Genomic DNA, 14,654 nt, shown 5'->3' on the forward strand with positions numbered 1-14,654 from the left:
TAGTGTAAGTACTTTGAAATGGAGCGAGTTAACATTACCCAACGGCTTTTTCGTTTATTTTATCTTTCTGTTTTTGTTTCCGTAAGCTTGTAATGTAAATGAACAGGAAAGCAATAAGTAATAGAGAGGAATAACGATATACAGTTGCATAGTTGGTAAAGTGTGCAATGAATCCAAAAATAATCGCTCCAGCACCAATTCCAAGATCAAATGCTGAGAAGAATGTTGCTGTTGCCACTCCTCTCCGGTGCGGTGCTACTCGGTCAATCATCCATGCTTGTAGTGCTGGTTGAATTGCTCCGAAACCACTTCCGTAGCACGCTGCGGCAATAATTAAGCTCGGAATTGTAGTTGTATACGACAGTAAAATAATACCTGTAAACGTTATAATAACTCCTGGAATGATGACGAATGTATGGCCCTTCGTATCATATAATTTTCCAGAAAACGGACGAGTTACAGCGATTGCAAGTGCGTTAAATAAAAAGAAGAGACTAATATCGGCAATGCCGACTTCCGTAGCAAATAATGTGATAAAGCTCCCAATTCCCCCGTACATTAATGTAATACATAATATTAATAATGAAGGAAGTAAAGCTTTACGCTCAATAAATCCATCGAGAAAGGTACCAGATGTTTGCTGTGGTGGTTGCGGCGATTTTTTGATTTGAAGTAGTTTCGTTAATATTAATGAAACTATTGTGCATGAAAGTGCACATAAAAAAAGAATCGTGAAGTTATATGTTTGCATAAGCCAAAGTCCGATAAGCGGACCGAGCGCCATGGCGATAGTTCCAGAAAGACCGAAATACCCCATGCCTTCACCGCGGCGAGCTTGCGGAATTAAATCTGAAACGACAGTTCCGTATGTAGTCGTTGTAATACCAAAACCAGCTCCGTGTAAAATTCGAACGGCAAGCAATAGGAAAACGGTTGAAGCGAAAAGATAACTGCCCATAGCGAGTAAACAAATAGCGGTACCGATCATTAAAATGATTTTTTTGTTGAATTTTTGCAAGGCATTTCCAGTTAGCGGCCTAATAAAAAGTGCTGCAACGGTAAACATGCCGACAACGAATCCGATATTTGAACTTGTGCCCCCAATTTCTTTCACATAAACAGGTAAAGTTGGAATTAACATTTGAAATCCTAAAAACATACATAAGTTTGCTAGAATTAGCGCAATAAACTCTTTTGTCCATAACGGTTCTCGTTTTACGAGTACTGCCTCTCCCATATATTCATCCCCTATATAAAAGTTTTCCCGCGTTAACGGGCAGTAAGCCTCTCCCCTCAAAATTTGGCTGGAGCAAAGAAGTTAGGTGGGAGCCCTGCTGTCCGTAAACGCCCGATTGGTGAAGGCTAATAATCAGTGGGGGATGAACAAAACCCCCACTGATTAAAGTTTCACTTTATCTCTGTTCTTTCGAGTATATGTAGTGGTCAACGTAACAGTCAAGGAAGGTGCCTTGAAAACGTATAACAATTTTTGAGGCAAAAAAACTGACAAATTTGTGGAAAGACTACACAATTTTGAAAAAAAGATGTAAAGTATAGATGTATAGACTAGTAGTTGTTATGAATGATAGAAATTGTTTTTTCTTTAAAGAAAGCGGATTCAAATGGTAGTGGATGAGAAGGGGATACATACTTTTTCACTACATATATTTGAAAAGGTTTACAATATGATGAAGAAAGAGGCGTGTACATATGAGACGATTAGGTATTTCTATTTATCCAGAACATTCGACAGTAGAGGAAGATAAAGAGTATTTAACATTAGCAAGTAAATACGGATTTACACGTGTATTCACATGTTTATTATCTGTAGATGGCGAAAAAGAGACGATTATAGAAGAGTTTAAGGAAACGATCTCTCATGCGAATGCAATAGGGTTTCAAGTATTAGTTGATATTAGTCCATCTGTTTTTGAACAACTAGGTATTTCGTATAATGATTTATCGTTCTTCCATGAACTAGGTGCTTATGGTATTCGTTTAGATGTCGGTTTCTCAGGTTTAGAAGAATCAATTATGACGTACAATCCATACGGCTTAAAAATTGAAATTAATATGAGTAACGGTACGAAGTATGTAGATAACATTATGAGTCATAGACCAAATCGTGAAAATTTAATTGGCTGTCATAATTTCTATCCACACCGTTATTCAGGATTATCATACGATCATTTCATTAAATGCTCGAAACAATTTAAAGATTACGGTATGAGAACCGCTGCTTTTATTTCATCATTCGATGCAACATATGGACCTTGGCCAGTAACAGAAGGGTTATGTACGTTAGAGCAGCATCGTGAATTACCGATGACAACACAAGCGAAGCATTTGTTTGCGACAGAATTAATTGATGATGTTATTATTGCGAACGCGTATGCTTCAGAAGAAGAATTACAAGCACTAGGTGCATTAAATAAAGAGAAACAAACATTTGATATAGGACTATATGATACAACAACAGAAATAGAAAGAATTATTGTGTTAGACGAACCGCATTTTTATCGCGGAGATGTATCTGAATATATGATTCGTTCTACACAGAGTCGTGTGAAATATAAAAAAGAAGAGTTCAAACCGCATAATACGCGCGAAATTAAGCGCGGGGATCTTTTAATTGATAATGAACAGTATGGTCAATATAAAGGTGAATTGCAAATTGCTTTAAAAGATATGGTGAATACAGGAAAAACAAATGTAGTTGGCCGAGTGGTAGAGGAAGAAACCTTCTTATTAGATTATTTACAAGCTTGGGATAAGTTTGGATTTACATTAAAGAAATAGAGAAAATGAAAAAGGAAAAAACTACTGACTTCAGCAGCTTTTTCCTTTTTATATATATAGCGAGAGGAAGAGCTATGACAAAAGTGCATCAGCGATTAATTTCCATTTTAGAGGAGTTTTTAGAAGAGAAATCGATGTTAAATCGAGCTTTTTTAGCGAGCCGTTTACATGTATCAACGAAGACGATTCAAAAGGATATAAAATTATTAAATGATATATTGGAAGAACATGGAGCGAAAATTGAATCACAAAGGGGGAATGGGTACGAACTAGAAATTATACAAACTAAGAAGTTTGAAGATTTTTGCGTAAATGTATTTCAAAAACAGACGGAAAAGATTCCAACTTCTTATGAAGAAAGAGTAGCTTATATTTTACAACGTATTTTAACGACAGATGGGTATATGAAGCTTTCACAGCTAGCGGAAGAGATTTATGTGAGCAAATCTACTGTAAACTTAATTATGAAAGATGTTACGGATATTTGTAGTCGCTATGAGTTACAAATTGAAAAAAGACCATATTATGGTATACGTATTGTGGGAGAAGAATTTAATATTCGTTCTTGTTTATCACAATATGGTTTACCGCGGTATGACCATACTCCGTTTCATGAGAACTATGAGCAGACGGACACGTATTTATCGTTACCCCATATTTCTCTCATCCGCTCAGTTATACTAAAGTATATCGAGGGAGGAACGATATATTTATCAGATATAGAAATTGATAATTTATCAATTCATATTGCGATTGCTTTAAAGAGATGCAGGGATGATCATTACATTCAAACACTGCATGTAGAGGAATCTGAACTTATAATAAAGAAAGAATATAAAATTGCGAAACAGATTTTAGGGAATTTAGGGGAAGAGCTAAAACTTCAATTTCCAGAAGAAGAAATTTTATATGTGACGATGCATTTATTAAGTACTGCTGTTACAGCAAGAGATCGCTATGAAAATGTGGAAGAGCTATTAGGGAAAGATGTATATGCATTCATGCAGCATATTCTTTTCAAAGTAGCGGAAGAACGGAATCTTACTTTTTATTATGATGAAGAATTATTATTTGGTTTTGGTGTTCATTTAAAAACGTTATTAAATCGTTTGAAATATAAGTTAAATACGAGAAATCCTCTTTTAGCAGAAGTGAAAAAAAATTATCCATATGCTTTTGAAATTGCAGTTCTCGTTGGAGATATAATTGGTGAATATACCGGTGAATCCATTCCAGAGAGTGAAATTGGTTATATTGCCATTCACTTTGGAGGGGCGATGAGCCGTTTACAAGAAAATAATCAAAAGAAAAGATGTTTATTAGTTTGTGCGACTGGTCAAGGGAGTGCACAGCTACTGAAATATAAAATTCTATCACAGTTTCGAGATAAATTAGAGATTGTAGGTATTACAGGCTATTATCAATTGAAAGTAGAAGACCTTTATAAAGATAAAGTAGATTGTATTATTAGTACGATTCATATACCGAGTGGTTTGCCTGTGCCAGTTATAAAAGTGAATTCAATATTTGATGATAAAGAGATTAAATCGATTGGTCAGCAGTTATTTACGCATGTGAATAATAGTGTGCAGCAATATATTAAGGAAGATTTGATTTTCTTAAATCGTAGTGCTTCTACGAAAGAAGAGGTTATCCAGTTTTTATGTGAGAAAGCTGCTGCGAAAAGTTATGTACCCGTAAACTTTTATGCTTCTGTTATGGAGAGAGAGAACACATCTCCTACAGCGGTTGGGAATTTAGTTGCGATTCCACACCCGATGCAGTTATTAAGTGAGCAAACATTTTTGATGTTTTGTACACTTGAAAAGGCTGTTGACTGGGGAGATAAGAAAGTACAAGTTATTATTTTATTTAGTGTGAAGCGTAATAATAATGAAGATTTACAAAAGCTTTATGATTTTTTATATGATATTATGTCTAGCCAGAATACGATAGAGAAATTAACTCAGGCTGAAGTAATTGAAGATTTCCAAGAGATATTATTATCTTTATAAGAAAAGTATATAAAAACTTCCGTTACATAACGGAAGTTTTTTATGTTTAATTGTATGCGTTTTCATAATAAGATAAGAATATAGAAAAAAATAGCTTGGGGGAATTTAAAATGACTGATATGCAAACTCCATTTGCGTTAATTTTACATGGTGGCAACGCTAGAAGCGCGGCACTTGAAGCAATTTCTTTTGCAAGACAAGGAGATTTTCAGAATGCGAGTGAAAAGATGGAACTTGCTAGTGAGGAAATATCATCCGCTCATCGTATTCAAACGGATTTAATTCAAGAGGAAGCAAGAGGAAACCATGCAGAAATAAGTTTATTATTAGTGCATGCACAAGATCATTTAATGAATGCCATTACAGTGAAAGAACTTGCTGAGGAATTTATTACTCTTCATAAACGAGTGGAAGAGAAAGTGACAGTATAATATGTACATTTTATTATGTTGTGCAGCAGGCATGTCAACGAGTATGGTTGTAAGAAAAATGCAAGAAGAGGCAAAGAAACAAGGGAAGGATTATAAAATTAAAGCAGTCGATTCGGAACTTGTGAAACTGGAAATAAAAAATTCTGATGTTGTTTTAATTGGACCACAGGTGAAGTATTTGTTTCCAGCGGTAGAGTTTCTTGCGAAGTCATATGATATACCAGTTGCAATTATAGAACAACGAAATTATGGCATGTGTGATGGTTTGAAAGTACTTAAGCAAGCTGAACAGTTAGTTTTAGCGTAATGATATTTTTTTAAATATAAACATTATAATGTTATAACTTTTGTTTTCGACAGATTGAACATAGGGAGGGTTATCGATGAATGGTTTTATGAGTTTTATGGAACAGAAGATTATGCCGACAACGCAAAAGATTGCGGGGCAACGACATTTATTAGCAATTCGGAATGGAGTTATTTCTACATTACCGTTAACGATTGTCGGGTCATTTTTCGTTATCTTTTTAAATTTACCAATTGATGCATATATGGAGTGGATTGCACCGTTTCGCCATATTTTAGATATTCCATTCCGATTTACAGTAGGTTTAATGGCTTTATACGCAGCATTTGGGGTAGGGGCCTCACTCGCGAACTTTTATCAGCTCAATCAGTTAAGTGCAGGATTATTATCTGTACTCGCCTTTTTACTAGCATCAGTTGAACCAATTCAAATAACAAAAGCTGTACCAGGTGTTATTGATGCAGGAAGATATATTTCAGTAGGGACATTAAGTGCTACGTCTTTATTTGGAGCTATTGTGACAGCATTAATTGCAGTTGAAATTTATCATTTCATGATTAAGCATAATATCTCGATTAAATTACCAGATAGTGTACCACCAGCAGTTGCAAATTCATTTGCAGCATTAATTCCAACTTTAGTAGTTATTCTTTTATTCTGGGGCATTCGTTACGGTTTGAAATTTGATGTAAATACAACGATCACATATTTAATTGCGCCATTAAAGTCAGTATTAGTAGGGAATAATTTATTCGGTGGTTTATTAACAGTATTCCTAATCGTATTCTTCTGGTCGTTCGGTATACATGGTCCAGCGATTTTAGGACCAATTATTCGTCCAATGTGGGATTCAGCAATTCTTGAAAATATGGAAGTTTTCACCGCTACAGGAAACGCACATCAGTTACCGAACTTATTTACAGAACAATTTATTCAATGGTTCGTATGGATTGGTGGATCAGGCTCAACGTTAGCCTTAGTTATTATGTTTATGTTCTCTAAATCTAAGTTCCTAAAAGAATTAGGTAGATTATCATTCGTACCAGGTTTATTCAATATTAACGAACCAATTATTTTCGGGGCACCAATTGTAATGAACCCGATCTTAATTATTCCATTCGTTATTACACCGTTAGTTACAACGACAGTATCATATTTCGCAGTTGTTTCAGGTATGATTCCGCTCATGATGGCGAAGCTGCCATTTACGATGTTAGCGCCAATTGCAGCTATTATTAGTACGGACTGGACAATTATGGCTGGTGTACTTGTACTTGTTAACTTTGTTATCTCATTCGTTATTTACTACCCATTCTTCAAAATGTATGAGAAACAACAATTAGCAGGAGAGGAGAAATCAGAATGCTCGGAGCAATTATCATCTTAATTACATTCGTAGCGGGGCAGTGCATTGCGCATTATTCAAAGTGGGTACAAAATAAATCGTTATTAGTTTTACTACTTGTGTCGATATTGTTTATCGGATGTTCAATGGGAGCTTATGTAGCATTTAGCTTACAATCACCATTCTTTATCATCGTACCAACGATTTTATGTGCAACATGTTTATCTGCAAAATATAGATTTACGAGTATGGCATTAATACAACGTGTGAAGGAGATGCAAAAGCATGGAGCGTAAATTAGGAATTTCACTTTATCCAGAGCATTCAACGAAAGAAAAAGATATGGCATACATTTCAGCAGTGGCACGTCACGGTTTTTCAAGAATATTCACTTGTTTACTATCTGTTAATCGTCCGAAAGAGGAAATTGTAGCTGAATTTAAAGAAATTATTGCGCATGCAAAAGAGTACAATATGGAAGTTATTTTAGATGTAGCTCCGGCTGTATTCGATCAACTTGGTATTAGTTATAGTGATCTATCATTCTTCGCAGAGTTAGGTGCAGATGGAATTCGTTTAGATGTAGGGTTTGACGGGTTAACAGAAGCGAAAATGACGAATAATCCATATGGCTTAAAAATTGAGCTGAATGTAAGTAATGATATTGCCTATTTAGAAAATATCCTTTCGCATCAAGCGAATAAATCAGCTTTAATTGGTTGTCACAATTTTTATCCGCAAAAATTCACTGGTCTTCCGTATGATTATTTCATTCGCTGTAGTGAACGCTTCAAAAAGCATGGTATTCGCAGTGCAGCCTTTATTACATCGCATGCAGCTGACATCGGTCCATGGGATATTAACGACGGATTATGTACATTAGAAGGGCATCGTAATGTACCAATTGAAGTACAAGCGAAACATTTATGGGCAACAGGGCTTATTGATGATGTTATTATCGGAAATGCCTATGCGAGCGAAGAAGAATTAGAGAAACTAGGCAACTTAAATCGTTACATGTTACAGCTAAAAGTACAATTTGTAGACGAAGCGACTGAAGTAGAGAAGAGAGCGACACTGCAAGAATTACACGTAAGACGCGGCGACATAACAGAATATATGGTACGTTCTACAGAAGTACGTAAAAAGTATAAAGACGACGATTTCCCAATGCGAGAAAGTGTACCGCAGGAAAGAGGCCAAGTTGTAATTGGTAACAACTCATTCGGAAAGTATAAAGGTGAACTACAAATCATCTTGAAAGAAATGCCGATAGATGAACGGAAAAATATTGTCGGTACAATTGCTGAAGAAGAGGTGTTCTTACTAGATTATGTAGGAGCTTGGACACAGTTTACTTGTGTGGAATAGGAAAGGGGAGAGGATGCTATGGCATCCTCTTTTTTTTTGTTGAAATAGTAGTCTATCGTATATAGAATGCAAAGAGATGGATTTAATTTGGACGGGAGAGAAGGAGATGGAAGAATATATAGATGATTTATTAAGGCGGATGGGTGATGAGGAACCAGGTATTCGACAATGTGCATATGAAGAGGCGAGATGGTTAAATGATTTATCGTTTTTTTCTTGTTTACAAGAGAAAGTAACAAAAGCAAGAAAAGCACATATAAAAACAAATCTATATTTTTTAATTACACAACTTGCAATAAATACTAAAGAGATGTATATTGCAGATTATTTGATAGATCGGTTAGAAAGTGAAGAAAGCAGGGTGGTGTTAGATAGTCTGCTCATAGATTTAAGTAAATTATCTGAAGCAAGCAATGCACATAAAATTATTCCTTACATATATCATAAAAATAGTGGAGTTCGTTATTCTGCTGTCATCGCTTTAAAGTTGTGTAAATCGTTGGAAGCAGAAGATGCTTTATTGAAGTTACTTACAGTGGAAGAGAATCGAGATGATATTGTAAATATATGTGCCACTTTATATGAGATTGGAACAAAGCGATCAATTCTACTTTTAACGAAACTTTTACACTGCGATAGTGCTTATATTCGTTCAGCGGCTATTGAGACTTTAGCGGAAATCGGAAGAACAGACTTACAAATAGTTTATATTGATGCTTTAGCTGATAGCAATGTCATAGTGAAATATGAGGCCATTCGAGCTATTTATACATATGGAGATGAAATGGCGATTAAGCCAATTTGTGAACGTGTGAATAAGGTTGTTTCTAGAAGACGTAAAAATGAAGTAGAGCCTACTGATGAATCAGAGATCGTCATCGCTCTTCGTTTCTTACATAAGTTTGCTAATCATGAAGAAGTTTTAAAGACGTTTGATAAAGTGTACAAAAAACGTGGAAACTTGTTTATGTCGGAGAGGAAGTGGCTTAGAGACAATATTACTTACTTTCAAGAGAAAGAAAGAATATAAGAATCATAAAAAAGAGCCCGCCTCAACGATGAGACTGACTCTTTTTTTTCTAACTAGTTTAATACTTTAACTGTAACTGTTTTACGTCCCCAGCTACTTGATGAACCTTTGTCTGGCATTAAAACGTCGATTTTATTTCCTTTAATAGCTCCACCAGTATCACCAGCGATTGCTACTCCGTAACCTTCAACCCATACTTTTGAACCTAATGGAATTACACTTGGATCAACTGCAATTAGTTTCATGTTTGGATTAGCTGTTAAGTTATGACCCATAGCTGATTTTACTTGGTCTCCGGCTTTGTAACCATTTTCAAGTGGATCTGCTGTGTAAGCTGTTGCTTCAACTCTTAATTCACGAGAAGAAGATGGTGCACTTGTTTCAGTTTCTTTCGCAACAGGTTGTTGTGTAGCTGGTTTTTGAGGTTTAGCCGCTTCACGAGCTTTAGCTGCCTCTTGAGCTTTAGTTGCTTCTTGAGCTTTAGCTGCTTCACGAGCTTCAGCCGCTGCCTGAGCTTTAGCCGCTTCACGAGCTTCAGCCGCTACCTGAGCTTTAGCCGCTTCACGAGCTTCAGCTGCTTCTTGAGCTTTAGCTTCTGCTTGAGCTTCAGCATCTGCCTGAGCTTTAGCTGCTTCACGAGCTTTAGCTGCTTCTTGAGCTTTAGCTTCTGCTTGAGCTTCAGCATCTGCCTGAGCTTTAGTTTCTGCTTGAGCCTTAGCTGCTTCACGAGCTTTAGCTGCTTCCTGAGCTTTAACTTCTGCTTGAGCTTCGGCTGCTTCACGAGCTTTAGTTGCTTCCCCGGCTTTAGCCTTTGCTTGAGCTTCAGCTGCCTCCCCGGCTTTAACTGCTTTACGAACTTTAGTTGTGTCTTGAACGTTAGTTACTTTTTCAGCTTTAACTACTGGCTGAACTTTAACTGGTGCTTTCCCTGTTAAGTAAGGAACGTGTACATAAGCTGTTTTGCCGTTATATTCAAATTGGATCCAATCATTTTGTACTTGGTTTGTTGTTTCGATTACATCATCTTTTTTCAATTTACCAAGAATCTCTGAATCTGTATTTGCTCCAGCACGTACGTTTAATACGTTTGCTGTTACGTAGTAAGTATCTTTTGTGTAGTCAGCGCTTATGAAAGCCTCTTTACCACTATTTAATTTAACTTTTGACCATCCGTTTTCTGTATGTAAAACGTTAACTTTATATCCATCTAATAACTTTCCGACAACTTGTGATTCAGTAGTTGGGTTTTCTCGTACATTTAGTACATCAGTCGTTACGATTGTTTCTGCTTTAGCAGATGTTGTGAAAATCCCAAGACCAAAAACCGCTGCTGTTGCTATACCCATAAATTTTTTCATAATAGCCTCCATTGCATTTGTTTTCGTTGACCTCATTATAGCAACCATTATTTTCTTATTTGCGGAAAACACAAAACTACAAAGCATTCGTAACGAGGCGTTAATATTCTGTAATAATTCCATTAATATCCTGATAGCGTTTTCTTCGCGTTTTTTAGGGGGTTAGAACATAGTATTCATAAAATCAATACTTTTTTAATTACTAATAGGTTAATAATGTATCAGTAGTGTTACGTATATGTTTCTAAAACGTTACGAAAAAGGGGTATTTAACGGTTTGAATCGGAATATAGTTATAAAAATATAATCTTTTTGTGTGTAAAGTCATATATATAGGGGTAATTTTAATGAAATAGAGATATAATTGTTACAAAATAAGTTGTAGTATGGAAAAAATTACGCCTTGAATTTGTTCTTTTACATATTATTTTTGCAATAATAGGATTGCTTGATAGCTTTCGTGAGAAATGAAAGTTTAAATGCTAAAAAGATATTCGTAACATGAAACATATATAATAGAAGAAACATGATTTAAAGGGACGATATCGTTATGAATTGGTTCACGAATTGCAGTAGAATTATCCCGCTATTTGTGGGCAGTAAAACTCTCACCTCAAAATCCGGCTGGAGCAAAGAAGTTAGGTGGGAGATTAACTGCCCGTAAACGCCCGATTGGTGAAGGCTAATAATCAGTGGGGGATGAACAAAACCCCCACTGATTATAGTTTCACTTTATATAATAGAAGTTAGAGGTTTTTATTTTTGTCAAAACGTTGATGGAATTACATTTGCCTTCAACAAAAAAACGTAGGAGTGCAAACTCCTACGTTTTTTATTTACTCATATCGTAAACATTCAATTGGATCAAGTTTTGCAGCTTTGTTAGCTGGTAGTAGACCGAATGCAATACCGATTAGCATTGAAATACCTACTGAAAGAAGTCCAAGTTCTTTTGAGATAACGAGTGGCCATCCGGCAAAGATTGAGACGATCCAAGCGAAGAAAATACCGAGCATGAATCCGATGAAACCACCGAGTCCTGTTAAAATACAAGATTCAATTAAGAATTGCGTTAATACTTTACCACGCGTTGCACCAAGTGCTTTACGAATACCAATCTCACGTGTACGTTCTGTTACAGATACAAGCATGATGTTCATTACACCGATACCACCAACAAGTAAAGAGATAGCAGCGATACCACCGAATACCATTTTCATCATACCGATTGATTCATCTAGTTGCTTCGTAAATTCACCCATATCTTGAGCTTCGAATTTATGCTCAAATTTAGGAGCTTTCATTTCGTTTAGAACAGAAGCGGCTTGTTTTTCTACACTTTTACGTTCTGCTGGCGAAGTTAATATTAATCTTACAGAGTCATACTCAGTTACTCCTGAGATTACAGGAGCGTTTTCAAGTGATGTATAACCTTCTGACATCGCCATTCCGAAATCATTTTTCGTTTCATACACACCGACTACTTTATATGGCTTTCCTTTTATGTCAGTGTATAAATTTGATTCCCAGCCGTTAAATAATTTATTGAAAGCTTCTTCATTTAAAATAACAGCAGGGATTGCTTGCTTTAATTCACTATCATTTAATTCACGACCGTGAACTAATTTTATTTTCGCATCTGTCATGAAGGCGCCTGTTCCACCTTTTAAATCAAGAGAGACATCCTTTGAACCAGAAGATGCTTTTACTTTCATACTTACATCTGGATAAACATCTTTAACGCCTGGCACAGTTTGAAGACGTTTTAACATATCAGCTGTAATTTTGGCACTATCAGTTCCGTAATCAGGGTTGTTGTAGTAAATCGTTACTTCCGTATCTTTTCCTTGGCCTAACTCTTTTTTAAACTTTGCGTTTGTACCATCACCCATTGAAATGATAGTAATAATGGCACTAATACCAATAATAATACCTAACATCGTTAATATAGAACGCATTTTATGAGCAAAGATAGAGGAAAGGGCCATGCGTATATTTTCACTCGTATTCAAAATTAACCTCTCCAATCTTGGACGATATTTCCGTCACGAATTACAATTTGACGTGCTGCCGCTTCCCCGATTTCACGGTCATGGGTAATCATAATGATTGTTGAGCCTTGTTTGTTTAATTCGTAAAAGAGGTCCATAATTTGTGTACTTGTTTTCGTATCAAGTGCACCTGTTGGTTCATCGGCTAAGATGAATTTCGGGTTATTTACGATTGCACGGGCAACGGCGACACGTTGCTTTTGACCACCTGACAATTCGTTCGGTAAGTGAGTAGCACGATCAGCTAAACCTACTTTTGTTAAAGCAGCTAATGAGCGTTCGCGTCTTTCTTTTTTATCGACTCCAGCGTAAATAAGAGGTAGTTCTACATTTTGAAGTGCTGTAAGTCTCGGTAATAACATGAAGTTTTGGAATATGAACCCGATCTCTTTATTACGAACGTGTGCAAGTTCTGTCTCAGACATGTTTGAAATGTTTTGACCAGCTAGTTCGTACGTACCTGTCGTTGGTTTATCTAAGCAACCGATAATGTTCATTAATGTTGATTTACCAGAACCAGATGGTCCCATAATAGAAGTGAATTCTCCTTGGTTCAGTGTTACGTCAATTCCGTGTAATATTTGAACGGACTCTGCACCATTTTGGAAGGATTTCGTGATGCCTTTTAAGTTAATCATTCAACGACAACCTCCATACCATCTTTTAAGTCTTTTTCAGGTTTAGAGATAATTTGCTCTCCTTTTTTCACTCCAGAAACTTTTGCTTCGCTATCTGTCTCGAATTCAACAGTAACCGCTTGTTCTTTCGCTTTACCATCTTTTACAACGAAGACAACATTTTTGTCACCTTTTTTCACAATGCTGCTTTTCGGAACAATCGTACCAGTTGCTTCGCCAGATTTACTCGTTACGTATACATGGAAGCCGTTTTGTAATTCTTCACTATTGTCTAATGTGACAGTGAATTGATAATTAGAAACAGTTTTATTTTCGTCCATGCTCTTTAATGGTGTAGAACCGATTTCTGTTACTTTCCCTGTCCAAGTCTTACCAGCGACCGTTTTTGATGAAACAGTTACTTCTTGCCCAACCTTCATACTAGCAAGTTCATATTCAGAAAGTTGGCCTTTTACTTTAAATTGACCAGCGTGACGAAGTGTAATGCCACTCATACCTGTTTTTTCATCAGCAGTTTTCACGATATCGTCAATTACACCATCAGCAGGGCTCGTTACAGAAAGTGTGTTTACTTTCTCTTTTGCTACTTTAATCATTTCATCAGCTTTTTCTACTTCAAACTTCTTCATTTCAAGTTGTGATTCTAATTGTTGCACTTCGATTTCCGATGCTTTTAATGCTTCCTGAGGAAGGCCGGCATTTTTATCTTTTTGTAATTTTTGTTTTGCTGCATTTAGTTGTTTGTTTAGTAAGTCAACTTCTTTGTTAGCAAGTTTCTTTTGCATTTCTGCTTCCGTTACACCTTGTTTAGCGGTAGGGTCATTATATTTAAACAGAAGCTGACCTTTTTTCACTTCATCACCTTTTTTAACAGCTAATTCATACGTACCTTTTGTTGGATCGAATGAAATTGTTTCAATTCCATTTGGAATAACTTCGCCGCCAAATTTTTGTGCATTTTCAATTTGTTTTTCCGTAACTTTATAACCGCCATATGCCATTGCTACTTCTGAACTACCGCCAGCTAAAGCGAAATATGATCCAGCTGCAATTCCGATTGCTACTACACTAGTAATTAACACTTTATTTTTCTTCTTCATCTATTTATCACCTTTTCGTTCGTTTTAGTATCTACATTAAGTATAGAAGAGGTGAGGAATATGACAAATCGTTTTAGCTTACAATAACCTTACAGTTTTGTAAGGTATAAATATGCAGATGTAAGGTAGGGATTGTCCTAGTTTAAGCAGATGAATTGACTCGTTGTTTCTTTCTTACAATAATATTGTATGAAGGAGAGGAGGAAGGA

At 36.1% G+C, this 14,654-nt stretch carries 13 protein-coding genes; 8 read left to right on the forward strand and 5 right to left on the reverse strand.

Translation table 11 applies throughout. From position 1 onward, the window contains the following. Positions 1 to 34: 34 nt before the first annotated feature. Complete coding sequence (locus tag EXW56_RS04040) at positions 35 to 1,237, reverse strand: MFS transporter (protein ID WP_002201682.1); 1,203 nt, start codon at positions 1,235 to 1,237, stop codon at positions 35 to 37. Positions 1,238 to 1,710: 473 nt separating this feature from the next. Between EXW56_RS04040 and EXW56_RS04045 the strand changes: the two genes are divergently transcribed. The 8 genes from EXW56_RS04045 to EXW56_RS04080 all read left to right on the forward strand — a co-directional run bounded on the left by EXW56_RS04045 (position 1,711) and on the right by EXW56_RS04080 (position 9,298). Continuing rightward, the gene (locus EXW56_RS04045; protein WP_098988344.1) at positions 1,711 to 2,799 is read left to right on the forward strand and encodes a DUF871 domain-containing protein; all 1,089 of its coding nucleotides are present in this window, start codon (positions 1,711 to 1,713) and stop codon (positions 2,797 to 2,799) included. 74 nt (positions 2,800 to 2,873) lie between these two features. Further along, positions 2,874 to 4,814, forward strand: a complete 1,941-nt coding sequence (locus tag EXW56_RS04050) for a BglG family transcription antiterminator (protein WP_215597193.1) — start codon at positions 2,874 to 2,876, stop codon at positions 4,812 to 4,814. A gap of 110 nt (positions 4,815 to 4,924) precedes the next feature. Beyond that, entirely contained in the window at positions 4,925 to 5,245 is a 321-nt protein-coding gene (locus EXW56_RS04055) for a PTS lactose/cellobiose transporter subunit IIA (RefSeq protein ID WP_002201679.1), read from the forward strand. A gap of 1 nt (position 5,246) precedes the next feature. Further along, positions 5,247 to 5,552 carry a PTS sugar transporter subunit IIB gene (locus EXW56_RS04060; protein ID WP_215597194.1) on the forward strand — a complete coding sequence of 102 codons (306 nt, stop codon included), beginning with the start codon at positions 5,247 to 5,249 and terminating at the stop codon, positions 5,550 to 5,552. Positions 5,553 to 5,628: 76 nt separating this feature from the next. Beyond that, positions 5,629 to 6,939 carry a PTS sugar transporter subunit IIC gene (locus EXW56_RS04065; RefSeq protein ID WP_002201677.1) on the forward strand — a complete coding sequence of 437 codons (1,311 nt, stop codon included), beginning with the start codon at positions 5,629 to 5,631 and terminating at the stop codon, positions 6,937 to 6,939. Continuing rightward, positions 6,915 to 7,193 (forward strand): hypothetical protein, encoded by a 279-nt coding sequence (locus tag EXW56_RS04070; protein WP_070127951.1) that lies wholly within the window; start codon positions 6,915 to 6,917, stop codon positions 7,191 to 7,193. Before EXW56_RS04065 ends, EXW56_RS04070 begins: the two co-directional genes overlap by 25 nt. Then, positions 7,183 to 8,268, forward strand: coding sequence for a DUF871 domain-containing protein (locus EXW56_RS04075; RefSeq protein ID WP_215597195.1), 1,086 nt, complete (start codon positions 7,183 to 7,185; stop codon positions 8,266 to 8,268). The genes EXW56_RS04070 and EXW56_RS04075 overlap by 11 nt, the downstream gene beginning before the upstream one ends. A gap of 106 nt (positions 8,269 to 8,374) precedes the next feature. After that, positions 8,375 to 9,298, forward strand: a complete 924-nt coding sequence (locus tag EXW56_RS04080) for a HEAT repeat domain-containing protein (RefSeq protein WP_215557993.1) — start codon at positions 8,375 to 8,377, stop codon at positions 9,296 to 9,298. 53 nt (positions 9,299 to 9,351) lie between these two features. On the opposite strand, the gene entC is transcribed toward EXW56_RS04080, so the two are convergent. The 4 genes from entC to EXW56_RS04100 all read right to left on the reverse strand — a co-directional run bounded on the left by entC (position 9,352) and on the right by EXW56_RS04100 (position 14,445). Continuing rightward, complete coding sequence (gene entC, locus EXW56_RS04085) at positions 9,352 to 10,779, reverse strand: cell wall-binding protein EntC (RefSeq protein ID WP_215597196.1); 1,428 nt, start codon at positions 10,777 to 10,779, stop codon at positions 9,352 to 9,354. 713 nt (positions 10,780 to 11,492) lie between these two features. After that, complete coding sequence (locus tag EXW56_RS04090; RefSeq protein WP_420042240.1) at positions 11,493 to 12,644, reverse strand: ABC transporter permease; 1,152 nt, start codon at positions 12,642 to 12,644, stop codon at positions 11,493 to 11,495. A 26-nt stretch (positions 12,645 to 12,670) separates the two neighbouring features. Beyond that, positions 12,671 to 13,345 (reverse strand): ABC transporter ATP-binding protein, encoded by a 675-nt coding sequence (locus EXW56_RS04095; RefSeq protein ID WP_016094728.1) that lies wholly within the window; start codon positions 13,343 to 13,345, stop codon positions 12,671 to 12,673. Continuing rightward, positions 13,342 to 14,445, reverse strand: coding sequence for an efflux RND transporter periplasmic adaptor subunit (locus tag EXW56_RS04100; protein WP_002201670.1), 1,104 nt, complete (start codon positions 14,443 to 14,445; stop codon positions 13,342 to 13,344). Before EXW56_RS04100 ends, EXW56_RS04095 begins: the two co-directional genes overlap by 4 nt. Positions 14,446 to 14,654 lie beyond the last annotated feature (209 nt).

It is taken from the genome of Bacillus mycoides (genome assembly GCF_018742245.1).
GTDB lineage: Bacteria > Bacillota > Bacilli > Bacillales > Bacillaceae_G > Bacillus_A > Bacillus_A cereus_U.

Excerpts from the sequence above, each read along its gene's own strand:
- EXW56_RS04040 (WP_002201682.1), bottom strand. The coding sequence starts at position 1,237 with ATGGGAGAGGCAGTACTCGTAAAACGAGAACCGTTATGGACAAAAGAG.
- EXW56_RS04045 (WP_098988344.1), top strand. The coding sequence starts at position 1,711 with ATGAGACGATTAGGTATTTCTATTTATCCAGAACATTCGACAGTAGAG.
- EXW56_RS04050 (WP_215597193.1), top strand. The coding sequence starts at position 2,874 with ATGACAAAAGTGCATCAGCGATTAATTTCCATTTTAGAGGAGTTTTTA.
- EXW56_RS04055 (WP_002201679.1), top strand. The coding sequence starts at position 4,925 with ATGACTGATATGCAAACTCCATTTGCGTTAATTTTACATGGTGGCAAC.
- EXW56_RS04060 (WP_215597194.1), top strand. The coding sequence starts at position 5,247 with ATGTACATTTTATTATGTTGTGCAGCAGGCATGTCAACGAGTATGGTT.
- EXW56_RS04065 (WP_002201677.1), top strand. The coding sequence starts at position 5,629 with ATGAATGGTTTTATGAGTTTTATGGAACAGAAGATTATGCCGACAACG.
- EXW56_RS04070 (WP_070127951.1), top strand. The coding sequence starts at position 6,915 with ATGCTCGGAGCAATTATCATCTTAATTACATTCGTAGCGGGGCAGTGC.
- EXW56_RS04075 (WP_215597195.1), top strand. The coding sequence starts at position 7,183 with ATGGAGCGTAAATTAGGAATTTCACTTTATCCAGAGCATTCAACGAAA.
- EXW56_RS04080 (WP_215557993.1), top strand. The coding sequence starts at position 8,375 with ATGGAAGAATATATAGATGATTTATTAAGGCGGATGGGTGATGAGGAA.
- entC (WP_215597196.1), bottom strand. The coding sequence starts at position 10,779 with ATGGAATTATTACAGAATATTAACGCCTCGTTACGAATGCTTTGTAGT.
- EXW56_RS04090 (WP_420042240.1), bottom strand. The coding sequence starts at position 12,644 with ATGGCCCTTTCCTCTATCTTTGCTCATAAAATGCGTTCTATATTAACG.
- EXW56_RS04095 (WP_016094728.1), bottom strand. The coding sequence starts at position 13,345 with ATGATTAACTTAAAAGGCATCACGAAATCCTTCCAAAATGGTGCAGAG.
- EXW56_RS04100 (WP_002201670.1), bottom strand. The coding sequence starts at position 14,445 with ATGAAGAAGAAAAATAAAGTGTTAATTACTAGTGTAGTAGCAATCGGA.